The organism is Candidatus Methanoperedens sp., from assembly GCA_012026795.1.
In the GTDB taxonomy this organism is placed as follows: Archaea; Halobacteriota; Methanosarcinia; order Methanosarcinales; family Methanoperedenaceae; genus Methanoperedens.
Genome location: VEPM01000027.1, coordinates 1 through 26,701 on the forward strand (window position 1 = coordinate 1; position 26,701 = coordinate 26,701).

Genomic DNA, 26,701 nt, shown 5'->3' on the forward strand with positions numbered 1-26,701 from the left:
AACTTCAGGTGTATTTCGGTGAACGAATGGATGCATATATATAAATATGAAAAATGTAAATTGTTATAGGAAGTTTCAGCAAATTATGTTACACTCCCGAAAGTTATGCAACAGCCAGCCTTTTCTCTATCTCAGCGATCTTTAGTTCCAAAACTGTTATCTTTTCGATTACAGGAATACGCTGTTCCAAAGACTCAAATTTTATAGTTACTATCTTATTTAATGTCTCTATCTTATTATGTGTAATCTCAAACTTATTATCTGTGGTCTCAAACTTAGATATCATCTCTTTCCTAAGACTGTCTATCCTGTCTTCAATGCGTACTATCTCTGATTTTGTCTCATTTCTCAGGCTGACTATCTGAGCTTCAACCGAATCTATCCTTGTATTGATTGACTTAAGCTCCCCTTTAATCTCATTGAGTTCAGGCATCAAAACTTGTTTTATCCAGGATGGCACTTTTTCAACAGGCATAAGTTACACTTGATTTACATGTTATTTATATATATGTGTCAACGCGAAGTATAATATTGAAATCCAGGTTTTCAAATGACAGCATTATATCTGACAGAACAGGGCTCAAAACTGAGAAAGACCTCGCAGAGACTTGTTGTTGAGAAAGGCGGCACTACTTTACTTGAGGTTCCTGCAAGCGGGATAGACCGGGTACTGGTATTTGGTGCAGTGCAGCTCAGCACCCAGGTTATCAGTTTCCTCCTTGACAGCAGGATCGATGTGAGTTTCCTTTCCATGGGCGGCAGGCTTAAAGGCAAGCTGATGCCGGTTGAATCGAAGAATGTATTTTTAAGGTTAGCCCAGTATGACAGATATAAGGACGAAGAATTCAAACTATTGATCGCGAAAAGTATTATTGGGGCAAAAATGATTAACCAGCGCGCTCTTATCCTGCGCTACCAGAGAAATCATCCTGAAGCGGATTTTTCACCTGAACTTAAGATCATTTCAAATTCCATTTCTTCAGTCCAGGAAAAGAATGAGAATAAGAATACCATTGCTGCCCTGATGGGTTTTGAAGGTGCAAGCAGCGCAGCTTATTTTCGGTGCTATTCCAGGATGCTGTCGGTAGATTTTGCATTCGAGAAAAGGACAAGACATCCGCCGTTGGATCCGACGAATGCTCTTTTAAGCCTGGGTTATGTGCTTATCGGGAATGAAATAGGGGCGCTGATAGAATCCGCGGGTTTTGATCCTTTCATAGGATTTGTACATGGTTTACGATATGGCAGGCAGTCTCTTCCTCTTGACCTTGTGGAGGAGTTCCGGCATCCTGTGGTGGATGGGCTTGTCATGACCATGATCAACAATGGTAGCATAAAAAAAGATGATTTTAATAAACAAGATAACGGCGTTTATTTACTTGATAAGAAAGCTTTCAAACGATTCCTGGGGTACTATGAAGAAAGAATGGAGAAACCCTTTCTGTACAGGGAACAGGACTCTCAAACAAGTTACCGCAAGCTTTTCCAGATCCAGGCTGAGAAAATCCAGAAGGCTGTTCTTAACAGGGAAGAATATCAGCCATTCCTGGTGAGATGAATGGGATTTGTGGTGATATCATACGATATTTCCGATGACGGAACGAGAACCAAAGTGGCAAACCTGCTATTAGATCATGGAACACGTGTGCAATACAGCGTATTTGAGTTTTTGATAGATGAGAACAGACTGGATGAGCTTATTGAAAAATTGAAAGATTTTCCAGAATGTGGCGATAGCATAAGAATATATCATGTATGTGAAGGATGTCTGAAAAAAGCCATAATTCTAGGAAGAGGAGAATTCGAAAAAGAAGTTAGTTTTCATATTGTTTAAGAAGTCTGTAAAAAAAGTAGATTTATTTAGAAAGTCATCATTTTTGGCGATTCCCTCCAGACCCCCGAAAACAGGGGTAGGCAATCGCCAGCAAGCAGAGGCTGAATTGGTTTATATAAATATGTGAAGATGCAGCTTTTTTCGTGAAAATATCGAGGCAATCGCCAAACATTATTTTTCCGAAATCGTTATATAATATAAGGAATCTTAAAAAGGTGCTAATTGCCGAATAAAGGCATTAGAATGCTTTTCAAGAAACCAGCATGCGGTGACATGGGGTGAGAAAAGAGATGACCCGGTTTAGGGGATTGAAACGGTGAAACACAAACCACTGAAAAAATGGAAGCCAGGTGAGAAAAGAGATGACCCGGTTTAGGGGATTGAAACAATTGTACTTTGCACATTTTCATTCCTCTTTTTGTATTTGTGAGAAAAGAGATGACCCGGTTTAGGGGATTGAAACTGTGCTGTGGTTCCTCCGACATTCGGGAATGCAGAGTGAGAAAAGAGATGACCCGGTTTAGGGGATTGAAACTCCTGACCGCATCGGACGCATGTGTGCCGTGCCTGGGTGAGAAAAGAGATGACCCGGTTTAGGGGATTGAAACAGATTTCCCATATGTTTTTCTCCTTTCCTTTCTCCTGTAGTGAGAAAAGAGATGACCCGGTTTAGGGGATTGAAACCGTTTTTTTGAATGGGTATTTCCTGCTGCCTGGCATAGTGTGAGAAAAGAGATGACCCGGTTTAGGGGATTGAAACATCCATTACTCCCTAGAATCAATCCTAGGATATTTCTGGTGAGAAAAGAGATGACCCGGTTTAGGGGATTGAAACAATATTCTTTTTCACAATTTCTGCAAAATCCTTAACGGCCTTTGGTGAGAAAAGAGATGACCCGGTTTAGGGGATTGAAACTTTTTCTTTTTTCTTCTCTTCTTATCTTCTTCTCTTTAGTGAGAAAAGAGATGACCCGGTTTAGGGGATTGAAACATTGACTTAACGCCATTTCGAATACTCCGAACACAAAAGAAAGTGAGAAAAGAGATGACCCGGTTTAGGGGATTGAAACTTATTCTTTTCCTCTTCTCTTTCTCTTTTGCATCTTTCGGTGAGAAAAGAGATGACCCGGTTTAGGGGATTGAAACAACTTGAACAACAATGCTCAAACCTTTCTAATTTTACAGTGAGAAAAGAGATGACCCGGTTTAGGGGATTGAAACATTTGTCTAAACTCGGCAATACCAGAAAATATTACATTCATAGTGAGAAAAGAGATGACCCGGTTTAGGGGATTGAAACATTTATTGGTTTTATTGATATCACCACATCGATGTCGTGAGAAAAGAGATGACCCGGTTTAGGGGATTGAAACATACGGTCATTTTCAATGGAATCATTGCAAGCACACGTGAGAAAAGAGATGACCCGGTTTAGGGGATTGAAACAGTGTCTTAAATTATAATAATCCCTTTTTGTTATGTGAGAAAAGAGATGACCCGGTTTAGGGGATTGAAACTTTTTTTCCTTTCCCTTCATTTTTTCTTTTTTTTCTGTGAGAAAAGAGATGACCCGGTTTAGGGGATTGAAACATCCACAACCATTGTGCTGTGCTCCTCATTACCACCCGATTGTTAGAAAAGAGATGAACCGGTTTAATGGATTTCAGGATATAATAAGAAATACTACGAAAAGTATTTATAATGTCAATCTGGATTAAGTAATATATCAATTGGTGGTATTGATGTGAAAAAAGAAGAAGCTATAGAAGCCGTAGAAAAATTAGTAATTCCTTCAAAAAGGTTCATATGGGCTTTTTTAGCATGGATGTTCCTATCGTCAATTACGGCAAGTCTTTTTGCTAATGTTATGAGTAGATTTTCACTGGAATTTTGGGTTTTAATTATATTCGTTATCCTATTGATATCTTTATTTGTTTTCATAGCAAAATATCTGCAAAAAATGAAAGAAACAATTTCAGTGGAACGAAATCTATTGATAAGAAAATATAAGGGATTGATTGCTTTTGTAAGTGAACCTCCAAAGGACTCAATAAAAAATGATAAAATGGAAGAAGATTGGTTTAATAATTGTAAAAATATAATTGATAATTTTGTTAATGAGGGGAAGGAGAATCCAGTTAAGCTTCAAAAAATTAGAGGGATTGGATCGATATTCAAAGCAGTAAATCATCACCAAGAAGTATTGAAATATTGCTGGTTATTACATTCTAAGAATTCAGAAATTAATATAGATATTATCAACTATTTCTTTAGTAGGGTATTAAATGATGCTATAAAACCAGATTTCAAGTTAATCCTGGATTCAAATGATCCAAAACATATCAATGAACTGATTGAGGGGATATATAGTAATCTGTCCTATGATATCAGCCCATCTGAAATTATTTCAGACATTACCGCAGGTAATAAACCTATGACAGCAGGAATGATAATATCATGTCTAAATGGCAATAAGAAAATAGAATATATCGAACAAAGCGAAAAAGAGGAACTAATTGAAATCGATCTTTCTCCAAAAATAATTGTAAAGGTATAGTCTATGATTTAATGAACATTACAATTGATCTAAAAATATAAATTTGGGTGATAGGATAATGAAAAAACAAAATTTTATTTGCATAAAAGGCTGGATGATAAAATGAGCATTACTTCTGTCCTACTGGAAGTAGCTTCCATTCAACAGTATGTATTTGGGAGTAATAAATTAAAAGAAAATCTTGGCGCATCATATCTTGTGGAGAATATATTCAAAGATAATTTGAAATCTGCTTTTGAAGAAGGTTCAATAAATATTGACTTTGATGACTGGCATGAGAAACCGGAAAAATTCCAGATATGCGATTCAAATGCAGAAGGCGAAATCGGTTATATAGGCGGTGGAAATGCACTTCTTTTTTTCAAAGAAAATTCAACTGCTAAAGAAATCGCAAGACTGTGGTCAAGAGACCTTCTGTTAAAAACACCTGGATTAATCCCTTCAATTGCCATAAGAGATACAAATTGTTCTGCTATTACTGAAAATTTTAAGTCTGAAATGAATGAGCTTTTCAATAAATTAACTAATAACAAAAATCAAAATCAACCCCAAACGATGCTGCCAAGGCATGGAATAACTGCAGAATGCAGTCATACAGGTTTTTCTGCAGAATGCTTTAATAGTAATGATAGCACCTACATTTCTTCAGTTGCAAAATCCAAGATAATGAATGTTGAAAATGCGAAAAAAGAACATAAATTAAGATTTAAGCATATTTTAAAGGATAAATTTGAGTTTCCAGATGAACTTAATAATCTTGGGCAGAGAGAAGGCGATAACCATATTTCAATTGTCCATATAGATGGAAACGGAATGGGAAAAAGATTTAGAGAATGCAATAATCTTAAAGAGTTGAGATGCTTTTCAAATGATGTACATAATGCCACTGAAAGATCATTTGGGAAATTACTCGAAAAAATAGTGGAAATATATGACGATTATTACAATGATAATTTTAATTTGTCATATAATATGCTTCCTCTTAGACCTATAATCATCGGCGGAGATGATATTACATTTGTATCGCATGGAAATTTGGGTATATATTTTGCAAAGATTTTCATGGAGGAATTTTCGAAACAACCAGTTTATGATAACACTAAACTTTCATCTTGTGCAGGTATATCAATAACAAAGACAAAATATCCATTTTATAGAGGCTATGAACTTGCTGAAGATCTCTGTAATCATGCGAAAAAGAAAGCGCGAATTGAAGAAGAAAAAAACACTTCTTGGATAGATTTTCATATAGCATATGGTGGATTTTCTGGGACATTGGATGAAATACGTAAAAAGAACTATAGTGCTTCGGAAGGATGCCTTTGTTTAAGGCCATACAGACTTGAAGTTGGGGATCATCGAAGTTTAGATGATTGTTTAAATGGGATACGGCAATTGAAAAAACAATGGCCTAAATCGAAATTATCTGAAATGAGGGAAATACTGGAGCAGGGAATCCCAAAATGTGAGATGTTTATAAAAGAGATGGAGTATAGGGGGAATTTTCTTCCAGAAGTAAAAGACCATCCTGAATGTAAGAAAAAAGGATGGGGGGAAGATAAGGGGACTAAGTTTACACCATATTTTGACATGCTTGAGTTGATGAAATTCTATCCATTTGACCTTGATTTAGGGAGGATTGAAAAATGAATTTAATTTTTGAACTTAAACTTCTTTCAGATACTTTAATCGGTTCAGGAGAAGGTTGGGGTGCAAACATAGATAGTGACATAGTTTTTGATGATATCGGATTACCTTATATTCCAGCCAAAAGAGTAAAAGGTTGTCTAAAAGAGTCTGCAATCGAAATTGTTGAGATGTTTGAAAACTCAGGGATAAAATTCGCAACAAACGGTGATATCGAAATGCTATTTGGTAAACCTGGCCAAATGCGTTCAAGCATGTTTTCATTTCCGAATTGTTATTTATCCGATTATGAATCAAATAGAAAATGGCTTGAATGGTTGAAAACAAAATATCAAGAATTAATCACAAAGGAAATTATATTGGGTACTTTTACAATAACAAGACAACAAACAGCTATTGATAATAATGGGATTGCAAAAGTTCATTCATTAAGAACAAAAAGAGTATTGAAAAAAGGCAGTAATTTTTCTGGAAAAATCGAATGTAATGGGATAGAAGAACATTTACTGTGCTTGCTTTCCCTCGCTGTAAGTAATTTGAGATATATGGGCACTAACAGGAACAGGGGTTTTGGATGCATCAGTTGCAACCTTTTTGATGAAAATAATATATCATTAAATAAAAAATATATAAATCATATATCAAAGGTGATATAAATGCATCAAATGCAATATACTATTAGAACCTTATCACCGGTTCTTTTAACATCGATATCCGGGGACACAAACATAGTGTCCACTTTGGATTATATTCCTGGATCGGTAATTCGGGGGATATTTGCCCAAAAATATATCGAAAAAAAAGATTTAAAGTTTGAAGCCCATAAAGACGAACTTTTCTATAATTGCTTTCTTGGTTCCAGACTATCATTTACAAATGCCTATTTGAGCAAAAGTAAAGATAAAAATATAATTTATTATTATCCAACGCCTCTCTCAATACAATCAGAAAAAAGAGATGAAAATAAAATTTACGATTTGATCAAAAAAGAAAACAGGGATGAACAAACCAAATATGTGGGTAAGTATTGTGCGCTAAGAGGGAATAGCATCGATCTATTACATGCTTCAAAATCAATTAACTTTCATAATACAAGAAGTAATCGAATAAAAGGATGCAGTGATGATGGATCAATATACAATTATGAGTCGCTTGACCCACAGCAAGAATTTTCCGGGAGGATAATCGGGGAAAAAGAAGTACTTGAGGCGCTATTCCGATCATTTGGAAAATGCATGGACATCAATATTGGCAGATCAAAAAATATCCAATATGGTAAGGCGAAATTCACATTCATTTCAGATAAACCTGAAGAATTTTCATCCGAAGTGAATACCTTCAAATCTGATAATATCGATGATGCTACTTTTACCGTGACGCTTTTGTCATCTGCAATAATATATAATCAATTCGGTTTTTCCTCAGCTTCTCTTACTGATTTCAAGGTATATCTGGCAGAATATCTTGCGATAGATCCTGAAAATATTAAAATAGAAAAAGTATTTAAAAAAGCTGAAACCAACGAAAATTTTATTTCAATTTGGCAAATTAAAAGACCAAGTGAAACCGCTATCAAAGCAGGTTCCTGTTTTAAAATAGAAATAAAGGGAATTAATAATAAAATAAAAGAATTATTGATCGAATTGCAGAAAACAGGAATTGGTGAGCGTACAAACGAAGGCTTTGGTCGCTTCGCATTAAATTTACAAAATCTGCATATACAGGGAGATTTAAAAAATAACAAAAAAAATGTAGAGGAAAAAGAACAGGCATCCGAGAAACCCCCAGGAAAAATCCCTGAAATTGCTAAATATATAATCAAGGATGCAGCAATCAGATCATATATTAAATATACTGAAAATAAGGCATTAGAAGATTGTAAAGGATTTTGTGATAACTTGAAGAACTTACCTACTAATTCATTAATCGGAAAATTGGAGATGTCCCTCAATGATTCAAAGAATTCACAGGATTTTAGTGCAATCTTAGACAAATTTCCAGAACTTACACAAAAAAAATTGAGAATTTGCAGAAATAAGGATAAAGACCTATTTGAATTTATAAAAGCCAACGAGATTCCAATTGATAAGAATAAGCATTTATCAGAATTCTGCAAACTGATCGATTTTGTTCCTGAAGTAGATGAGGAATTCAAAAAGAAAAATCATTGGCATTATTGGCATACTTTCCTAAGAAGCATGCGTAAAGAAAAAAAGAAAGGAGGTAATTGATTTGAATAATTTATCCTTGATTGGAAAAATTATCATTAGGGGGAAATTGTATCTCGAATCTCCATTGATTATTGGAAGTGGAATTAATGAATTCATCGATATAGAAGTCCTGAAAGATGAAAATGGTATGCCCTTTATTCCTGCCACTTCTCTCATAGGTGTATTAAAGGATTACTTTAAAAATAATATTTCTGAAAATATTGGAGATGATTCTGATTATTTTTGGGGAATGTCTGAAAAAATAAACTCCGTTACTCAAAAATCAATACAGAGTTCTTTTATTTGTCATGACCTCTACTCAACTGAGGGAAAAATAAACATTCGAGATGGTGTATGTATAAATCCAATAAACCAGACTGCAAAGGATAAGGGAAAGTACGATTTCGAAATAGTAGATAAGGGAGCAGTATTTGATCTATTCTGGGAAGTCACTTTAAGAGAAATTTATAATAAAGATATTTTCAGGCGAATAATTGCAACTATAATAGAACCTTTAATGTCATCTAAGATTGCGATCGGCGCCAAAACTAACAGCGGTTTTGGAAAAGTTGCATTAAAGAATATTGAGGTAATAGAGTTTGATTTTTCCAAGAAAGATGATGTTTATAGATGGTTAAAAAAAGATTTATCTCATGGTATTTCCTATTTAGATGCAAAACAATATATCAGTTATTCTAAAAAGATTGATGTTTTTAGCATAGAAGCTAAATTTGCATTAGTGAATTCAATTATTATAAGAGCGTATTCTGAAAAACCTGATTTGCCTGATGCTGTAAACATTACATCGAATGGAGAATTTGTGCTTCCAGGCACTTCATTAAAAGGCGCCATACGCAATCGTGCCTTAAAAATCCTTAAAACCGTTAAAAACGATGGAGCTGAACAAAAAATTAACCAATTGTTTGGCATTGCAGGTGAAAATGAGGGAAAAAAGAAGATCAAAAGCCGTGTCAAGGTTGAAGAGAGAGTAATAAGAAATACTTTGCCAGAGCTTCAAAACCGAATAAAGATAGATAGGTTTACTGGTGGGACAATAAAAACCGCTCTTTTCAATAGCATGCCTTTGTGGAGTGGAAATGAACTGAATGAATCAGTAATTGTAAATATCAGTATCCGAAAATATAAAAATTGGGAGGCGGGACTTATGCTTCAGGTTCTAAAGGATTTGTGGTGTGAAGATCTCGCAATAGGTGGAGAAAAAAATGTAGGCAGGGGAATTTTGAAAGGAATTTCAGCCTTAATCAGGTGGCAAAATAAGAATCAACAAGAGAGAGAACTAGAAATAAAAGCTGCAGGAAAAGGCATCACTTTTTTTATGAAAAAATCTGATGAAACAGAACAGGCAGTGAAAGAATTGAATGAGTTTGCTAAAAGCATACAAGGAGTAATGGCATGAAAGATATAGGTAACGGGTTACAATTTAGACAAATTAAATCGAGTATATCAAAGTTCAATATCATTGAAATTCAAGATTTCAATTCCATAAAATCGTTAGTCAAAGATTATTTTGGGCAAAAAGGCTTATGTGTTTTTTATCTTGATTATAAGGTGCTGATAGGTAAATATGATGGAGAAGACTTCAAATTTTATGAAAATAAAGAATTTGAACCGCAATTTATTCAAAAAATGAGGTTATTCAACACTGATAGGGAATTATTCGTCTGGAAAGAAAATAGAAATGGATTCAGAGGAAGATTAAGGATCGATGAAACGGGAAATAAAGTAGATGTAGTAGATGCATATCAGGTTTTGTGGGGAACAAAACTGGAATTTAGAGGGGAATTCACTGAAATATCAGAGGAAAGAGGAACGAAATTAGTACTTCCAGTAAAACATCTCAAAGTTGACAACTCTGAAAACAGAGCATTTATTCTAACTCGCAATTACATTTCATATGAAACTTACGACTCCACATACGAGCAAGCCGGATATGAAGATTGTAGATTCGTGTCAATTACGGATAAAAATAGAAACCCATGTGGGGTGTGAACATGGTTTATAGGGATAAAAGAAAAAAAAATCTCAATAAAAATCAGAATTTCCTAAGAAATAATTTTAGACCACTTCAAAAGAAACCTGATACAGATAGTGGTTCAAAATCAAGAAATGCTGCCGAAAATCAAATAAAACCCATTACTCATTTTGCACATGCTCCTTATAATTTCGTACCATTAAATACTTCAATTGTTGAGGGAGATCCGAAATTGCCTCAGGATAAATATTATTCAGATAGATTATCAGGACATATTGATTGCGATCTGGAAACTTTAACTCCAATTTACATACGAGACAGTTTGACTGAAGATGAAGTAAGAAAAAAGATCGAAGCAAAAGATAAATCAGATTTTTTTTCACCAGCAGATATTGTGCGCATACCAGGAAGCAGTATTAGAGGAATGGTACGAAGCCTTGTGGAGATTATAAGCTGGAGCAGATTTGGATTTTTTGAAGATAAGAACCTATACTATCGAAGTTTTGCTGACATAAGCAGTTTGCGTGATGAGTATAAAAATAATATGAATCCTAAAAACGAAGAAACTGGAAGATCAGATTATAGAATGTCTGCAGGATATCTTGTTAGGGAAGGATTTGAATATGCTATTTATCCCGCTGAAGGAAAGAAATTTGAAAGAATAAGCAAAAATGATGCCATGGAATCTGTCCGAAAAATTGGGCAGGTTTATTCTGAATTTAATTTTTATAGATTACCAGATGGCAGATGTATAATCGTCTCTGGTTCAATGCCAAGAAAAAAAGATTGGATTATATTTAAAATTGATAAGAAACCGGAAAAGAAAATTGTAATCTCAGAAATAGATATCGAAAGTTATGAAATTGATGAGAATAGATCTGACAGAGTTCCAAACCTTCTAAAACTATGCAAACAAGATCGAGAAGTTCCATGTTTTTATGTTGAATGGATGGATAAGAATGGAGAACCAAGAGTTTCTTTTGGTCATACAGGGTTATTCCGCATTGCATACAGAAAAACTATCAGTGATCATTTACCACCCTCGCTTGTTGAAGATAATCATACAAAGAAAATTGATTTTGCTCATGCCATCTTCGGAAATACTGCGGAGGATAGCAAAGATTCTTTTTCAGGACGAGTCTTCTTTGAGGATGCCAAGCTTGTTGATCCAAAAATAAATCCTTTTCTTGAAGAGAAGATTCCCAAAATACTATTGGGGCCAAAGCCTACGACTTTTCAACATTATCTAGAACAGGATTCAACTAATCCGAAAAAGCTTAAACATTACAATTCAGAAACATTAATTCGAGGCAACAAGTTCTACTGGCATAAATCAGGTAAGAATTGGGAAGAAGACAAACAAAATTCGAATAAAAATATTGAGACCAAGGTCAAACCTGTTAAACCTAACATACATTTTAGATTCCGCATAAGGTATGAAAATTTGACCGAAAATGAATTGGGAGCATTACTTTTTGCACTAAGACTTCCTGATGGGTGTGCACACAAGATCGGTATGGGTAAGCCTATTGGATTAGGTTCGGTGAAGATCAATCCTGCACTATTTATAGTCGAAAGAGATAAAAGGTACTCGACTCTTTTTGACAATTCTGGATGGGTACTGGCAGAATCTCCAAAAAGTCATGAAGATATTAAAAGGATAGCATCGACTTTTGAGAAATATATCCTTAATAATATCGATAAATATAGAGGAAATGCGTCCTCTCTCTGGGATACTTATAGACTTAAACAGCTAAAATTATTGCTTGATGTTGAAACTGGCAAGAATCTTGAAGTAAATGGTAAGATTGGATATATGAATCTCAAAGATTTCAGGTATAGAAATATTCTGCCGAATCCAGAAGAATGTGTGAAATCTTGAGATTATTTCTAACAAATGTTCGTCGGAGTAAGAATTGGCAGTAAAAAAAGATATATTATTGAGAAAAAATAATGGAGATTTTGGCTTTTTGCGGATTTTTCTGTGTCATTTATCTGAGGATTATGAGACTTACGTTCTTGATCTTTATCGTCAATTACGCAAGGAGGGTTTTGATCCGTGGTTAGTTCGTGGGTCAAGGGGCAGAGAACCCTCCTGCTTTCAAGCAGGAGATGAATTGGCCCCTTGAAATTGTGAAACTTATCCCTAATAACAATTGTCGTGACTGTATCTTTCGGGCACATTCTCAGAAAAACTTCAAACCGTTTTTTACTGCGAACCGAAACAGCAACAAACGCTCAGGGCTTCCAGCCCTGAGTAGTTTACATGAAAGCCGCCCATTCAGACCCCAATTTTGCGATTTGATAGCATCCGTGAAAATCTCTCCAGAAAGCTTGCAGCATGGTGAATATATAATTAATCTGCCAGGCTATGCTCCCGCCGCAGCAGTATTGATCGCGGAACTGCATGGCAGGATGGGGCATTTCCTGACTGTCATTAGATTGAAAAAAGTGGATGGTAGTTTGCCCCCGGTTTTCGACGTGGAAGAGATTATGAATCTCCAAGCGATCAGGGATAAGGCGCGAACGTGCAGATAAACGACGCTGGGTGGAAAGCCAAAGACTAATTTTGGCCTTCGCTGTTCATATAGTCATTCAGCGTAAAATAACCCGATAGGAATTCAAAGATTAATTGAACGCTCACCGCAAAGAACGCAAAGGGCGCAAAGATTTGCTGCTAAGCTTTGCGTTCTTTGCGACCTTTGCGGTTTATTCTATCGTTTCCTTTTGGGCGAAATATGAATGATTCACTATATCATTATGTTAAAGAAAAAATCGAAAGTTATTAGTTGGTTCTGTCAAGTCTTCGGTTGCTAAAAGTGGAATGCTCTAATCAAGAAGGTTACTGGATATGATTTACTTAATATCATAGTATTAGCAACCGACAAATTGACAATATCTTAATCTTCATCAAATTCCAGCGCCTCACCCAGGGTGAAATTCCCTACATACAGGGCTGCTCCGATAACGATGCCTTTTGCCCCTGTCCCTTTGATTATTTCGATATCGGATAATGTGGTTATTCCTCCCGATGCTATTACCGGGATTTCCAGGGCATCCACAAGTTCCTGTGTGGGCGCAGGGTTTACTCCCTGTAATAACCCTTCCGTATTAATATCTGTAAAAAGTATGCTTCCTGCTCCGAGTTCTTCAAATTTCCTGCCAAGCTCAACTGCTGAGAAAGCGGATTGTTCAGCCCAGCCGTGTGTGGTGACCCTGCCGTTTTTTGAATCCAGGGCAACCATGATCCTGTTGCTTCCGAATTCGTCTGCGAGTTCTTTTACCAGGGAAGGTTGCTTTATTGCAGATGTACCGAGGATTATTCTATCCACGCCCAATGAAAGGAGACCCTGCGCATCTTTTTTGGACCTTATCCCGCCGCCTGCCTGCGTTTCAATCCTGGAAAATTTGATTATCGATTCAATTATTGAACTATTTAAACGGAGTCCGTTGATGGCACCGTCAAGGTCAATGAGGTGGATTATTTTAGCGCCACCCCTTATCCAGCGCAAAGCGACATCTAAAGGATTGTCAATTGATACTCTTTCCGTACCTGGAATACCCTGGACAAGGGAAACGCATTTTCTATTTTTTAGATCGATCGCCGGGATTACTTTGAACATTTGACCACATTTTTGTTGACAATAGTGATACATAAGATATAAATGCTATGCAAAAGTATTAGGGCTGCCCAAATGCGAGGGCTGCGCCGGATAATTCCGGGGCTAAAGCCACAGGAGGAAAATATGGCTAAAAAAGAAGAAACAAAAGAAGTAAAAGAACCCAAGAAAGAAGTTCATAAGAAGGAGGCTCCCAAGCAGGAAGCGGCTCCCCAGGAAGCGAAGAAAGAGAAGAAGCAGGAAAAGAAACACGAGGGGAAAGGGGAAGGAAAGGAACACGAAAAGAAAGATCGTAAAGGCGCCCCGAAAGAAGGAAAGAAAGAAGCTCCTAAAGCCAAAGAAACCGGCCCTGAGATCAAACATTTTGTGCGTATTGCAAATACTGACCTTGATGGTAAAAAAAGCGTCCAGTATGGACTGATAGGAATAAAAGGCATAGGCAGGCGTGTAGCCAAAATTATAACCCTTAATTCAACTGTTGATCCGAAAGCAACACTGGGTTATGTTTCCGATGCGGAAACAGAGAGATTACAATCATCAGTAGATAACATATCATCCATTCTCCCGGCATGGATGGTCAATAAACAAAACGAGATCATGTCAGGTGAAGACAAGCATCTTATCGGGACAGATGTATTATTGGGTCTTAATGAAGATTTGAACACAATGAAAAAAATGCGTTCATATAAAGGATTAAGACATGAGCGCGGCCTGAGAGTACGCGGCCAGCGTACAAGGTCAACAGGCAGAAGAGGAAGAACAGTTGGTGTCTCGCGCGCAACTCTCCAGGCAAAACCTAAAGAAGCTGAAAAGAAAGAGGAGACAAAAGGAGCTGGTAAATAATGGGCTACCCTGGAAAAAACACAAAATCATATAACACGCCCAAGCATCCCTGGCAGGCAACAAGGATCGAACCGGAGGTTGAACTTGTAAAAAGATATGGCCTCAGGAATAAGAGGGAAGTCTGGAAAGCCCACAGCGAACTTAAGAAATACAGGGAACTCGCCAGGAAATTGCTTGCGGAAAGTATAAAAGGAGAACTTAAAGGGCATGTGAAGACAGATGGAGACAATATTCTCAATCGTTTGAAAAGGTATGGTCTATTAAAGAATGATTCGGTATTTGATGATATCTTATCGCTTGATGTGAATAATTTCCTTGAGAGGAGACTTCAGACCCAGGTGCACAAGCAGGGACTTGCCAATACACCTAAACAGGCAAGGCAATTTATTGTACATGGACACATTTCCGTTGCAGGAAGAAAGATCACCGTACCTGGTTATCTTGTTCCGGCTGACGAAGAATTATCACTGGGTTATTATACAGGTTCTGAATTATCGAAGGAATCCCATCCGGCAAGACCCGGACAGGTAGTAAAGAATATTGTCCAGGAAACAACAAAACCGGAAGAAACAAAAAATGTCCCCGTGAGGGAGGCTAAATAATGGCAACTGAGAAATGGGCTGTAGCTCATATATATTCCTCGTTCAACAATACCCTGATAACAATTACTGATTTAACAGGGGCTGAAACGATAGCAAAAACAAGCGGCGGTATGGTTACAAAGGCTGCAAGGGAAGAGAGTTCCCCTTACACTGCCATGCAGATGGCTAACCAGATTGCTGATAAGATAAGAGACAAAGGAATAATGGGTATTCACATAAAAGTAAGAGCGCCAGGCGGCAACATGCAGAGAAGTCCCGGAGGAGGAGCGCAGGCTGCCATCAGGGCATTTGCACGTGCCGGAATAAAAATCGGCAGGATCGAGGATGTTACCCCGATACCTCATGACGGCACAAAACCTAAGAAGGGCAGGCGTGTGTAAATGGATATTGACATAATCGAATTATCAGAGCGCAAGGCAAGGTTCGTTCTATCCGATGTTTCTGCATCATTTGCAAATGCTTTAAGAAGAAGCATCCTTGCAGAAGTTCCGGTAATGGCTATTGATGATGTTAATATCTATGAGAATACTTCTGTATTGTTTGATGAACAGTTTGCATTAAGATTAGGATTGATCCCGTTAAAAACAGATAACAAATCCTATGTGCTTCCTGAAGAGTGCAACTGCAAAGGCGCAGGTTGCCCTTTATGTAAATTATCATTGACCCTTAGTGCAGAAGGCCCGAAAGTCGTATATTCAGGTGACCTGGTTTCTGCTGATCCGCAGGTAGAGCCATCTGATAAAACCATACCAATTGTGGAACTCAAAGATAAGCACAAAATCGTAGTAGAAGCAATAGCGAGGCTTGGAACAGGCAGGAAACACAGTAAATGGCAGGCCGGAGTCGCGGCAGGATTTAAAAATATGCCCGTTGTGACAATCGGAGAATGCGATTATTGTGGAAACTGCGTTGAAGTCTGTCCGCGCAGTATCCTGAAAATGGACGGTGACAAAGTCAAGGTCGTTAATGTAATTGAATGTTCCATGTGCATGTTATGCGAAGAAAAATGCGACATGGATTCAATTGAAGTAACAAGTAAACCCGACTCCTTTGTTATGACATTTGAAACAACAGGCGCCCTGACCGCTAAAGAAATCGCTCTTGAAGCGGCAGGTAGTATTAAGAAGAGAGCCGAACAATTAAGTGAAATAATTGATGCCCTCTGATAAAAGAGAATACGATCTCTTTTATCTATAAATATTCAATAATGCTTTCAAAGCATTCATTTGCGGAGGTTGCCCAGACAGGTCAAAGGCGCCAGCTTGAGGGGCTGGTTTCGAAGGAATTCGTGGGTTCAAATCCCATCCTCCGCATCCCCAACTTTAGCACATCACTGAGGTCATAACATAATGCAAAAAATAATAGTAACAGGGGGAGCGGGTTTTATCGGAAGCCATGTAGCCGATAAATTACTAACAGGCGGGAATGAAGTCACAGTTATTGATAATCTGAGTTCAGGGAAAATGGAGTTTCTTGAACATCATATTCCTGATAAGAATTTCAAATTAGTTAAACTTGATATGCTTGATCATGAAGAACTAACACATGCCATCAAAGGTGCGGATTTCATTTATCACCTCGCAGCAAATCCCGACGTCAGGCTCGGTGCTGATAACACAAAAGTACATCTGGAGCAGAACATAATCGTTACCTATAACCTGCTTGAAGCGATGAGGATTAACAGGCAGCAAAATATTGTTTTTACATCAACATCCACAGTATATGGCGAGGCGTCAATTATACCCACACCTGAAAATTACGGGCCGCTTGTCCCGATATCATTATACGGCGCCTCAAAACTTGCCTGTGAAGCGCTCATCACCTCATATTGCCATACATTTGATATGAGATCCTGGATATTCCGTTTTGCAAATATCGTGGGTGAGAGGGGAACACACGGGATAATTATAGATTTTATTAATAAGCTAAGGAAAAATCCTGAAACTCTTGAGATACTTGGGGACGGGCAGCAGAGAAAATCTTATATCCATGTTTCTGATTGTGTGGATGCTATTTTATTTGCAGTTGAGAACAGCCATGATATGGCAAATATATTCAACATCGGTTCAAATGATACAATAAATTCAACCGAAATCGGCGAGTTGATCGTTAAAGAAATGGGATTAAAAGATGTCAAATTCACATATACTGGCGGGAAGCGCGGCTGGAAAGGCGATGTGCCAAAAATGCTTCTTTCCATCGAAAAATTGCAGGAGCTGGGCTGGAAACCCGCACACAATTCAAAAAGCAGCGTAAGCGCTGCGACAAGAAGTACTTTAGGAAAAATATAATGGTCACTTTATTCTGTCCGAAATGCGGTAAAGATACGGATGTTTTTTTTGAAAACATATGCCTTGAGTGCTTCACGGGAAACAGGACCCTGATAGAGTGTCCCGCAGTCCTTTATTCGCGAATCTGCCGGACTTGCGGCTCGGTGTTCAAGAAAGGTCGGTGGTCATCAGGGGAAGATGAGGAAAAGACGGTCCGTGAATGTGTAAACGAGTCGCTAGAAATTGATAACGAAGCTGATGACCTGAAATTGACAATAACCCCGAAGTCCCTTGATTATTCAAGATACAGCATCCATGTAGATTCCAGCGCTAAAATCAAGGATGCACCGATTGAATCTTCGCTTGATACTGAAATGAGGATCAGCTGGGAGACCTGCGATACGTGCAGCAGGATATCCGGGGGTTATTTTGAGGGGATTGTCCAGATACGTGCGGATAAACGCCTCCCCACGAGTGAAGAACTTAAAAAATGCACGCAGATCGCGAAAGATGTTGCAGAACGCTCACGGGAAAAGGGCGATCGGCTTGCGTTTATTTCACAAACCCTTGATCTTGAAGAGGGTATTGATCTTTATGTGGGCTCAATGAAGCTTGGAAAGCAAGTTTGCAGGGCGATCATTGATGTTTTCGGGGGAAAATTCCAGGAATTTCCCAAGCTTGTGGGACAGAAGAACGGCGTAGACCTTTACCGGATCACGTTTGCTCTTCGGCTCCCTGAATTCGTCAAAGGGGATATTATAAGCGTTGGGGATAAAGTCATTGAAATCCAGAACTGCGGAAAGCATGTAAGCGGTCTCGATCTTGAAACCGGAAAAAGGTTCATGGAAAATTTCAATGACCTGATAGATGTAAAGAAATTAAGCAGGAGACTGGATGCAGTTCCCGCGGTACTGGTCGCGGATGAGGGAAGCACGATACAGGTCATGGACCCTGAAACTTATGAGTCGGTTACCATCAAAAGGCCGGAATTCCTGAGCGTAGAGCCGGGGAATGAGATCAATGTCGTTAAAACGGCGAAGGGGATTTTTGTGGTGCCGTGAGATTTTTCAAGACTCGTTTCCCCTGAGTATTTCAATTACGATATCAGTATCCAGAGTAAAACTATTCAATAACAGCCCTTCCTTCACTGAATTTTTCACGCTCTTTCACGATTTCAGAAAAAATATCTAACTCCGTCCGTGACATTTTTTTCCATATTCCGGCAAATTTAAGGATATCTACCACATTCCCTTGTTTTTCCCCAATAATCTCTTTCTTCATGAAATGAATAGTTTTTACGATCTTAGATAATTCTCGGTCAGAAAGCCCCTGAATTTCGTTTAATATGATATTCTCATATCTATTTCTTGATATCATTCAGTTTCACATCATTATATTTGTAAGTTAATACTTATATCTTACATCCATCTTTAAACTATTCTTGTCGCAACTTTTCTTCCTCTTCTGCCTGTTGATCTTGTATAAGGGACGAACGATACAGGTCATGGACCCTGAAACTTATGAATCGGTCACAATCAAAAGGCCGGAATTCCTGAGCAGAGCCGGGGAGTGAGATCAATATTGTTAAAACCGCGAAAGGGATTTATGTGGTGCCTGGGGTTTAGATTGGGCGATCCGCCATTTATTTATAGTGCCACAGCTTAATCACAATTTAGATAGGATTCTGCTCAAAAATCTTGTGTGTGAGTGGTATCTCTACGGGATATGGTGAAAAAATGGTTTTGAAAAACTTTTGCGGAGGGAGGGCCCTCAGGATCGCGGTCGGGATAACGGCTCTGCCAATTATTAAAAACAATAATCAATATAAATAATGGAGTTAAATATTATGAAAAAACATATTTCAATAAAAACATTCTTAGCAATTTTTTTGCTTACTTTGATGACTATTGCAGTCGCAACCCCAATAGTAACAGCTGTTTCCAATGGCAAGATTGCTTTTGTGAGCAACAGGGATGGTAATGATGAGATATATTCAATGAATGCGGACGGTACCGGACAGACAAGGCTGACCAATAACACCGCCAGTGATGTGAATCCTGCCTGGTCATCTGATGGAACCAGGATTGCATTCGTAAGTAATAGGGATGGAAACAATGAGATTTATGTAATGAATGCAGATGGCAGCAACCAGCAAAGACTGACTTCCAGCACTTCTAGCGACATAAACCCGACATGGTCACCAGATGGAACAAGGATTGCTTTTGCAACCAACAGAGATACTGGCTCCTGGGTCGGATATGAGGTATATGTCATGAATGCAAATGGCAGCAATCAGCAAAGGCTAACCAATAACACTGTTGACGATGTGAACCCAACATGGTCACCAGACGGAACCAGAATTGCATTTATAACTAATAAGGACGGCAACTATGAGATTTATGTAATGAATGCAGATGGCAGCAATCCGCAAAGGAGGACAAATAACACTGCTTCTGATGGGAACCCGGCATGGTCACCTGATGGAACAAAAATTGCATTTGTTAGAAATTCCGGAACTTGGGTTGCTGATATCTATATCACGAATGCATATACATGCCAGGAATGTACGGGTACAGCCCCGACAGACCTGTCCCAATCACCCAGTGCTGATGCAGATCCAGCTTTCTCACCAGATGGAACAAAGATTGCATTTGCAACTTCTAGGGATGGCAACTATGAGATTTATATAATGAATCCTGACGGCAGTGAGCAGATAAGGGTGACTAATAATACTGCTTCGGATCGGGAGCTGAGCTGGCAGCCCATTTCAGCTACCCTGTTGCCCGGCATCTCAATAAACGATATAACGTTGACAGAACCCAATTCTGGTACAAGAAACTTTGTCTTTACGGTAACAAGATCAGGTAATACAACAGGTGTCTCATCTGTAAACTTTTCAACAGCAAATGGAACTGCAATTGCACCGTCAGACTATACATCAAACTCCGGAACAATAACCTTTGCAGCCGGAGAAACAACAAAGAATGTTACTATAATGGTGAATAGTGACACTACAATAGAGCCAGACGAAACGTTCTTTGTGAATTTATCAAACTGTATCGGATGCAGCATTACTGACAACCATGGAGTAGGTACAATCCTTAATGGGCAACTACTTGAACTCTTCAACGTATATATTTCACCAGATATTAATACAATTGGTCTTGGAAGCAGCAAAAAATCCACAATTACAATAAACAACTATGGTTCTGCAGCAAGCAATTACAACATAAGTATTTCTGGACTAAATGACACCTGGTATACTCTCGAAAGAACGAATGTTAATCTTAACCCTGGAGAAATCAGTAATGTTAACATCAATATAACATTGCCTTCAACTTGCTCCATAAGTGAAACATCAAGAAATTTCAGCGCATATGTTTCTTCCGTTGTCACAAATGCAACTGAGTCAGATCAGGCAGAGCTCAGAATTGACTCCGGTCATTCAATCAATAACCTTTTGCCAGTGAATCGAAGTAGACTGAGTTCCACGGATATAGCAATAACCTGGGATACTTATGGTAATGCAACCACTGAAGTTTATTACAGGGCGCAGAACGAGGCGAATTATACCGCAATTACAGGGGCAAATGGTCGACAGCACTTTGTAAGGTTATTTAATCTTTCCAGAAATACATGGTATGCGTATTATGTCAGGAGCAATACCTCATGTGGTTCATCAGAGAGTGCAATTAATTATTTCTTCATAGATAATGGAATATCATTTACTCAAAAAATATATTCTTTCAATATAAACAGGGACTATGACCAGCGAGTACAGGTTACGGTGAAGAACACAGATTCTAAACCGCACAGGTTACTAATGCATGTTACCAATCCCTATGATGACTTGATAGGCAACTTCGTAGGGAGCGGCTCTGAGGATCAAATAATAACTTTATCCCCTGGCCAGTCAATGGCTGAAACACTTGCATTGCATGCTCAGGACGCTTTGCTCGGGAGCTATAAGCTCGGCTTGAATCTCACCAACATAGACGATAATACTACAGAATACATACACGACTTTGCCATTGCAAACATCAATGTTTATCATCCTTATATCAACTTCTCTATCGATGAGATGAGCAGCGACAATATTACTTTAAAAAAGAAGTTTAGAATAACAAATTACGGGGATACGATAACTGACTTGAAAGTAAGCATAGACGATGAGCATAAGAATTCAGTTTTCTTTGAACCATCCATAAATCACGGTTACCTGCAAAAAGGAGGCATGATGGAGTTTGAGGCTGTTCCTGCATTAGTTCCTGGTACAACAGGTTTCACTGCCACTATTTCCGTAAGCGGAGCAGGCGAAGAGGTGAACAAAACCACCAATTTTAACACACCTGAAGGCGAGAGGATATTTGTTGGGATAAGTCCGCCATTAAATATAAAATTCCTGGAACCGTTTGATGCTGATGGAATCAATTACACAAATCCGCCAGAAGAAAGCGTTCTGGCACCTTTTGTGGTTGGCAATACAGTTTCATTATTGGGCAAGGTAGGTGTTTTAGTTGAACAGTTTAATAGGCCTGTTAGCGGTGCAAATGTGTCATTGATTTTGAGATATGATTACCCGGGTAATAGCAATGTTACAACAATTTATGGGACGAGTAATCTATTTGGGGTGGCTTCATTTACCATTTTTGGCCCACCTGGAAATTACAGCTATTCTGCCGAGTTGACTGGTATTGGCAAAACTACAGAGACAAGAAACTTCAGTGTAAATGAGATTCCATTCAAGTCTTTCCAGCCATTTTCTGTGATATGGACCAATGCTTCAGAAGCTAACATAAGCTATGAAATAAACAACTCCATGAATTTAACTTTAGACTCACCACCGTTTGTAATAAAAGCCAAAAAGACGGGCTTGAAGCCAGATTCTGTTGCAGAAATATACTTTAAAGACAGCGCAGGAATTACGGACTTTGAATCAGCAGGTGAAATTTCGGGAGATGAAATAATTTTCAATATATCTTCAATAGATCCGGGTGAGTACTCTGCTCTCATAATGATTTCTGATCCGACTGAAATAGCAACCTCTATACAGAAGACATTTATATTTACCGAAAATGCCTCAATCGTAGTTGATTTAAATCCTGATTACGTGTCCGTGTTGCCATTTAAGGCTAACGGCACAGATGTTGATTTCGTAAGGATGAAACATGTTACTAAAGAACAGGATGGCAGTAAGCTATTCAAGCTGATCAATATAGAACCTGTGAACTCCACTACGATCTTGCTGACATATGCTATAGCAGTGAACAAAACAATGAGCGATGATTTGCATCTTAATGTCACTATCAATGGCAATGTTATCTACAGGGAATCAAGAACAATATCTTTCATGGAATTTGAACCTGAATTTGTGGAATTGTATATTCCTGTAAACCTGAATACTCAACCAGCATTCAATATTTCTTTTATTATGGAGGATCCGTCTTCGTTTGAGGAGGTGTTTACTTTAGAGCCTCGCAGTATTTACAGCAATACAGAGAACTTCTTTAGCGACAACCAGTTCAAGGCACAAATGCAAGTATTTACTTCTTCAAACTCGAACATGTCAGCACTTGGCAATCCGTTCGAACCTCACACCAAAGACGGAGTAATAGCCAAATGTATCGGTAGATTTATACCGGGTGTTGGTACCGTAATGGGTGCATTTGACATTGGTTATGCCATGAAAGAAATCGCTGCAAGTGAAGGAATTGAGGCAATTGAGAAAACAATCGAAACTGTAGGGGGTATAAGTGAAACTACGATTGAACCGTTATCAAAAATAGAAACAAAGCGAATCGTAAAAGATCTATTAGGGCGTATAGGGGACAAGAATTATCGATTGATAAAAATAAAGGAATATAAGCACCTTAGAAACCTTCTAAAATTAGCTGGACCATTGAATTTTATTGGCAATGTTGGCTCTAACATAGAGGACTGGAATAGAGTTGTCGAAGAAGGCGGTGACTGGTCTGCTTTTGGGATTAACATATTAAAAAAGATTAAAGACTGGTATTGCACAAATAGACCTGTTATAAATAACACGTTTAATATTCCGCCTACAGTGCCAAGTATCTTGAATGACGGCACACCGAATGTAGATATGGCTTATATTATACCAGATTATACCCTGCCCTGGCCTGAAAACAGCTACAAACCACATAATGTAGATATTCTATTGAATGGACAGGGTACTGTTGGTCTAACGAACACGATACCGAATGGTTACTACCAGTTTTCAATGGATCCAAGTCTCTTGAATTTCGGTTCAGGTCTTTCCAGCGGTATTAACACTATAACAACTTCCACGACTCATCTAAATGGCGGTCATTATATAGTTTCTTCGAACATGAGAGTAATTGTACACTACAAAATTGCCACACTATCTGTCAGTGCAAAAAACCAGAGTGATGCCGATAATAAAATACTTGGAATGGTTGATCAATTCACAGGTAATCCGGATTTAGTTATAAACCAGAGGGAAATAATAGCACCTACCAATGCACCTCTGGGTGAATCCGGATTTATTAATATCACAGTGCATAATTATGGAACTCAAGTTGCAGGTGATGTGCTTGTTCAACTCCAGGATAATGATACTGTCATGAATAAGACGATATTTTACCTGCCAGTTGGAGGCAGCTATAACATGAGCTTCGATTGGAAGCCATCTACTTCAGGCCAACATACAATCTCTATTAAGCTGAATCCGGATAAGCAAATCCAGGAAATAGATTATTCGAACAACGAAGCGTCCAAACTCATCACAGTAGGCAGCACATCCGATAACATACCGCCTCAGAGCATCAGTAACCCGGTCTTGCAGGCAGCAGGCACTACCTGGCTCAAATTCGCCTGGACCAATCCCCTTGATCCCGATTTCTCCCAGGTCATGCTCTACCTTAACGGTAGCTTCAAGACCAGCGTCCAGGCGCCGGAGAACTACTACAATTTCACAGGACTGAATCCAGATACTTTGTATGAACTCGGAACGCATACGGTGGATACTTCAGGCAATATCAACCTGACGTGGGTTAATGCTACTATGAGAACAGCATCTGAAATAATAACTCCAACTCCATCAATTACAGTGGTTTCTCCTAACGGCAGTGAGAACTGGACAATAGGCACAACCCAGATGATACGCTGGACTTATAGCGGCACTCCCGGATCCTTTGTAAATATCACACTCCTGAAGGGTGGGATATTTGATCGCACAATCAACTCAAGTACTTCAATAGGAAGTAGCGGTTCTGGTTCCTATACCTGGCTAATTAACCCGGCCCAAGCGATGGGGACGGATTATAAAATCATGGTTACTAGCATAACAAATAGCTCATATAACGACACCAGCAACAACTTCACTATCAATGCCTCCGCAATATTACCTATCAACGTAATCTCTCCCAATGGCGGTGAGAACTGGACCAGAGGCAAAACCCAAATTATCAACTGGACATCAACTGGCAGTCCGGGAACGTATGTGAAAATAGAACTATTGAAAGCAGGGGTCCTGAATAGTGTGATCATAGCAAGCACACTAAATGACGGCTCACACTCATGGCTAATTCCTGCAACCCAGACTCCAGGAACTGACTATAAGATAAGGATCACTAATACCTCCAATTCCTCATACACAGATACCAGCGACAACAACTTCACAATCCCGGCCCCAAATATAACTGTCACTGCCCCGAACGCAGGAGAAACCTGGAGAAGAGGGACAACTCAAACAATCAAATGGAATTCAAGTGGCAGTCCGGGAACATATGTAAAGATAGAGCTCCTTAAAGGAGGGGTTTTGAACAGGCTGATCATAGCGAGCACCGTTAACGACGGTTCACATCCGTGGCTTATTCCCGCGACACTGGCACCGGGAACGGACTATAAAGTGAGGATCACAAGCACAACCAATGCGGCTTACAACGACACAAGCGATGCCAATTTCACTATCCCTGTACCATCCATCACTATCGTAACTCCAGATGGTGGAGAGAACTGGACGCGAGGTACAACCAAGATCATTAATTGGAACTCTACTGAGAGTCCCGGAACGTATGTTAAGATAGAACTGCTGAAAGCAGGAACCCTCAACAGGGTGGTCATAGCAAGCACCTTGAATGACGGTTCACATCCATGGGTTATTCCCGCGACACTCGTCCCGGGAAAAGACTATAAAGTAAAGATTACGAGCATAATCAACATCTCAAATAGCGACACCAGCGATAATAACTTCACCATTCCGACCCCATCCATCAATGTCGTCTCACCAAATGGCGCAGAGAACTGGACACGGGGAACAACTAAAATCATAACCTGGAACTCTACTGAGAGTCCCGGATCGTATGTGAAGATAGAACTGCTCAGACCAGGAAAGCCGAACCAGTTGATCATATCAGCAACCCTGAATGACGGCTCACACCCCTGGTTAATTCCAGCAGCACAGGCGCCGGGGAGCGATTATAAAGTGAAGATAACTAGCGCCATTAACGCTTCAAACAATGACACGAGCGATGATAATTTCATGATCCCCGCCCCATCATTCAAGGTGGTTTCTCCCAACGGAGGGGAGAACTGGATACGAGGAAGCACTCAAATAATAAAATGGAATTCTACTGAGAGTCCCGGAACGTATGTGAAGATAGAACTCCTTAAAGGAGGAGTTTTGAACAGGGTGATCATAGCGAGCACCATCAATGACGGCTCACATCCATGGATAATTCCAGCAACACAAACTCCAGGAGATGACTATAAAGTGAGGATCACAAGCACAGCCAATGTTTCGAACACGGACACAAGCGATGCCAACTTCACTATCCCGGTACCTTCCATCACTGTTGTAACTCCAAATGGCGCAGAAAACTGGACACGTGGAACAACTAGGATCATCAACTGGAGTTCTACTGAAAGTCCTGGATCGTATGTGAAGATAGAACTGCTGAAATCAGGAGTCCTTAACAGGGTGATCATAGCAAGCACCATCAATGACGGCTCACATCCATGGCTAATCCCGGTTACACAGGCTACAGGAAGTGATTACAGAGTGAAGATAACAAGCACCATTAACATATTAAATAATGATGCAGGCAATAATGACTTCACGATTGGGAGTTGAAGGCATTGTG

General features: G+C 38.9%; 20 protein-coding genes, 1 tRNA gene and 1 CRISPR repeat array. Of the genes, 18 read left to right on the forward strand and 3 right to left on the reverse strand.

The genetic code is table 11. The features are described 5' to 3' along the window. Positions 1–103: 103 nt before the first annotated feature. Positions 104–475: a hypothetical protein gene (locus FIB07_13130; protein ID NJD53798.1), complete on the reverse strand. Its 372-nt coding sequence runs from the start codon at positions 473–475 to the stop codon at positions 104–106. A gap of 75 nt (positions 476–550) precedes the next feature. Here FIB07_13130 and cas1 point away from each other — a divergent pair, with 75 nt between their 5' ends. The 10 genes from cas1 to FIB07_13180 all read left to right on the forward strand — a co-directional run bounded on the left by cas1 (position 551) and on the right by FIB07_13180 (position 12,779). Next, on the forward strand, positions 551–1,558 hold the full coding sequence (cas1, locus tag FIB07_13135) for a CRISPR-associated endonuclease Cas1 (GenBank protein ID NJD53799.1): 1,008 nt from the start codon (positions 551–553) through the stop codon (positions 1,556–1,558). Then, positions 1,559–1,834, forward strand: a complete 276-nt coding sequence (gene cas2, locus FIB07_13140) for a CRISPR-associated endonuclease Cas2 (GenBank protein NJD53800.1) — start codon at positions 1,559–1,561, stop codon at positions 1,832–1,834. Between the two features lie 278 nt (positions 1,835–2,112). Beyond that, a CRISPR array of direct repeats spans positions 2,113–3,502; the repeat unit is 37 nt; unit sequence GTGAGAAAAGAGATGACCCGGTTTAGGGGATTGAAAC. Between the two features lie 76 nt (positions 3,503–3,578). Next, positions 3,579–4,391 carry a hypothetical protein gene (locus FIB07_13145; GenBank protein ID NJD53801.1) on the forward strand — a complete coding sequence of 271 codons (813 nt, stop codon included), beginning with the start codon at positions 3,579–3,581 and terminating at the stop codon, positions 4,389–4,391. A gap of 102 nt (positions 4,392–4,493) precedes the next feature. Then, positions 4,494–6,041 (forward strand): hypothetical protein, encoded by a 1,548-nt coding sequence (locus FIB07_13150; GenBank protein NJD53802.1) that lies wholly within the window; start codon positions 4,494–4,496, stop codon positions 6,039–6,041. Then, complete coding sequence (locus FIB07_13155; GenBank protein ID NJD53803.1) at positions 6,038–6,694, forward strand: CRISPR-associated protein; 657 nt, start codon at positions 6,038–6,040, stop codon at positions 6,692–6,694. The genes FIB07_13150 and FIB07_13155 overlap by 4 nt, the downstream gene beginning before the upstream one ends. Continuing rightward, complete coding sequence (locus FIB07_13160) at positions 6,695–8,269, forward strand: hypothetical protein (GenBank protein NJD53804.1); 1,575 nt, start codon at positions 6,695–6,697, stop codon at positions 8,267–8,269. It abuts the gene before it with no gap. Between the two features lies 1 nt (position 8,270). Continuing rightward, positions 8,271–9,665 (forward strand): hypothetical protein, encoded by a 1,395-nt coding sequence (locus tag FIB07_13165; protein NJD53805.1) that lies wholly within the window; start codon positions 8,271–8,273, stop codon positions 9,663–9,665. Continuing rightward, positions 9,662–10,258: a TIGR03984 family CRISPR-associated protein gene (locus tag FIB07_13170; protein NJD53806.1), complete on the forward strand. Its 597-nt coding sequence runs from the start codon at positions 9,662–9,664 to the stop codon at positions 10,256–10,258. Before FIB07_13165 ends, FIB07_13170 begins: the two co-directional genes overlap by 4 nt. After that, the gene (locus FIB07_13175; protein ID NJD53807.1) at positions 10,246–12,123 is read left to right on the forward strand and encodes a TIGR03986 family CRISPR-associated RAMP protein; all 1,878 of its coding nucleotides are present in this window, start codon (positions 10,246–10,248) and stop codon (positions 12,121–12,123) included. The genes FIB07_13170 and FIB07_13175 overlap by 13 nt, the downstream gene beginning before the upstream one ends. Before the next feature lie 188 nt (positions 12,124–12,311). Further along, entirely contained in the window at positions 12,312–12,779 is a 468-nt protein-coding gene (locus FIB07_13180) for a hypothetical protein (GenBank protein NJD53808.1), read from the forward strand. 362 nt (positions 12,780–13,141) lie between these two features. On the opposite strand, the gene FIB07_13185 is transcribed toward FIB07_13180, so the two are convergent. Then, the gene (locus FIB07_13185; GenBank protein ID NJD53809.1) at positions 13,142–13,864 is read right to left on the reverse strand and encodes a 1-(5-phosphoribosyl)-5-[(5-phosphoribosylamino)methylideneamino]imidazole-4-carboxamide isomerase; all 723 of its coding nucleotides are present in this window, start codon (positions 13,862–13,864) and stop codon (positions 13,142–13,144) included. Positions 13,865–13,987: 123 nt separating this feature from the next. Between FIB07_13185 and FIB07_13190 the strand changes: the two genes are divergently transcribed. The 7 genes from FIB07_13190 to FIB07_13220 all read left to right on the forward strand — a co-directional run bounded on the left by FIB07_13190 (position 13,988) and on the right by FIB07_13220 (position 18,637). Then, positions 13,988–14,704, forward strand: coding sequence for a 30S ribosomal protein S13 (locus FIB07_13190; GenBank protein ID NJD53810.1), 717 nt, complete (start codon positions 13,988–13,990; stop codon positions 14,702–14,704). Further along, positions 14,704–15,306, forward strand: a complete 603-nt coding sequence (locus tag FIB07_13195) for a 30S ribosomal protein S4 (protein ID NJD53811.1) — start codon at positions 14,704–14,706, stop codon at positions 15,304–15,306. The genes FIB07_13190 and FIB07_13195 overlap by 1 nt, the downstream gene beginning before the upstream one ends. Beyond that, the gene (locus FIB07_13200; protein ID NJD53812.1) at positions 15,306–15,686 is read left to right on the forward strand and encodes a 30S ribosomal protein S11; all 381 of its coding nucleotides are present in this window, start codon (positions 15,306–15,308) and stop codon (positions 15,684–15,686) included. The genes FIB07_13195 and FIB07_13200 overlap by 1 nt, the downstream gene beginning before the upstream one ends. Next, positions 15,687–16,472, forward strand: a complete 786-nt coding sequence (locus tag FIB07_13205; GenBank protein NJD53813.1) for a DNA-directed RNA polymerase subunit D — start codon at positions 15,687–15,689, stop codon at positions 16,470–16,472. A 62-nt stretch (positions 16,473–16,534) separates the two neighbouring features. Then, positions 16,535–16,619 (forward strand) — tRNA-Leu (locus FIB07_13210). A gap of 36 nt (positions 16,620–16,655) precedes the next feature. Beyond that, positions 16,656–17,597, forward strand: a complete 942-nt coding sequence (locus tag FIB07_13215) for an NAD-dependent epimerase/dehydratase family protein (protein NJD53814.1) — start codon at positions 16,656–16,658, stop codon at positions 17,595–17,597. Next, positions 17,597–18,637 (forward strand): NMD protein affecting ribosome stability and mRNA decay, encoded by a 1,041-nt coding sequence (locus tag FIB07_13220; GenBank protein NJD53815.1) that lies wholly within the window; start codon positions 17,597–17,599, stop codon positions 18,635–18,637. The genes FIB07_13215 and FIB07_13220 overlap by 1 nt, the downstream gene beginning before the upstream one ends. 61 nt (positions 18,638–18,698) lie before the next feature. Here the strand turns inward: FIB07_13220 and FIB07_13225 are convergent, their stop codons facing one another. Then, entirely contained in the window at positions 18,699–18,953 is a 255-nt protein-coding gene (locus tag FIB07_13225) for a hypothetical protein (GenBank protein ID NJD53816.1), read from the reverse strand. Between the two features lie 454 nt (positions 18,954–19,407). Between FIB07_13225 and FIB07_13230 the strand changes: the two genes are divergently transcribed. Beyond that, positions 19,408–26,691 carry a hypothetical protein gene (locus tag FIB07_13230; protein NJD53817.1) on the forward strand — a complete coding sequence of 2,428 codons (7,284 nt, stop codon included), beginning with the start codon at positions 19,408–19,410 and terminating at the stop codon, positions 26,689–26,691. Positions 26,692–26,701 lie beyond the last annotated feature (10 nt).

Excerpts from the sequence above, each read along its gene's own strand:
- FIB07_13190 (NJD53810.1), top strand. The coding sequence starts at position 13,988 with ATGGCTAAAAAAGAAGAAACAAAAGAAGTAAAAGAACCCAAGAAAGAA.
- FIB07_13205 (NJD53813.1), top strand. The coding sequence starts at position 15,687 with ATGGATATTGACATAATCGAATTATCAGAGCGCAAGGCAAGGTTCGTT.
- FIB07_13175 (NJD53807.1), top strand. The coding sequence starts at position 10,246 with ATGTGGGGTGTGAACATGGTTTATAGGGATAAAAGAAAAAAAAATCTC.
- FIB07_13185 (NJD53809.1), bottom strand. The coding sequence starts at position 13,864 with ATGTTCAAAGTAATCCCGGCGATCGATCTAAAAAATAGAAAATGCGTT.
- FIB07_13170 (NJD53806.1), top strand. The coding sequence starts at position 9,662 with ATGAAAGATATAGGTAACGGGTTACAATTTAGACAAATTAAATCGAGT.
- FIB07_13220 (NJD53815.1), top strand. The coding sequence starts at position 17,597 with ATGGTCACTTTATTCTGTCCGAAATGCGGTAAAGATACGGATGTTTTT.
- cas1 (NJD53799.1), top strand. The coding sequence starts at position 551 with ATGACAGCATTATATCTGACAGAACAGGGCTCAAAACTGAGAAAGACC.
- FIB07_13225 (NJD53816.1), bottom strand. The coding sequence starts at position 18,953 with ATGATATCAAGAAATAGATATGAGAATATCATATTAAACGAAATTCAG.
- FIB07_13150 (NJD53802.1), top strand. The coding sequence starts at position 4,494 with ATGAGCATTACTTCTGTCCTACTGGAAGTAGCTTCCATTCAACAGTAT.
- cas2 (NJD53800.1), top strand. The coding sequence starts at position 1,559 with ATGGGATTTGTGGTGATATCATACGATATTTCCGATGACGGAACGAGA.
- FIB07_13130 (NJD53798.1), bottom strand. The coding sequence starts at position 475 with ATGCCTGTTGAAAAAGTGCCATCCTGGATAAAACAAGTTTTGATGCCT.
- FIB07_13200 (NJD53812.1), top strand. The coding sequence starts at position 15,306 with ATGGCAACTGAGAAATGGGCTGTAGCTCATATATATTCCTCGTTCAAC.
- FIB07_13215 (NJD53814.1), top strand. The coding sequence starts at position 16,656 with ATGCAAAAAATAATAGTAACAGGGGGAGCGGGTTTTATCGGAAGCCAT.
- FIB07_13155 (NJD53803.1), top strand. The coding sequence starts at position 6,038 with ATGAATTTAATTTTTGAACTTAAACTTCTTTCAGATACTTTAATCGGT.
- FIB07_13230 (NJD53817.1), top strand. The coding sequence starts at position 19,408 with ATGGAGTTAAATATTATGAAAAAACATATTTCAATAAAAACATTCTTA.
- FIB07_13160 (NJD53804.1), top strand. The coding sequence starts at position 6,695 with ATGCATCAAATGCAATATACTATTAGAACCTTATCACCGGTTCTTTTA.
- FIB07_13195 (NJD53811.1), top strand. The coding sequence starts at position 14,704 with ATGGGCTACCCTGGAAAAAACACAAAATCATATAACACGCCCAAGCAT.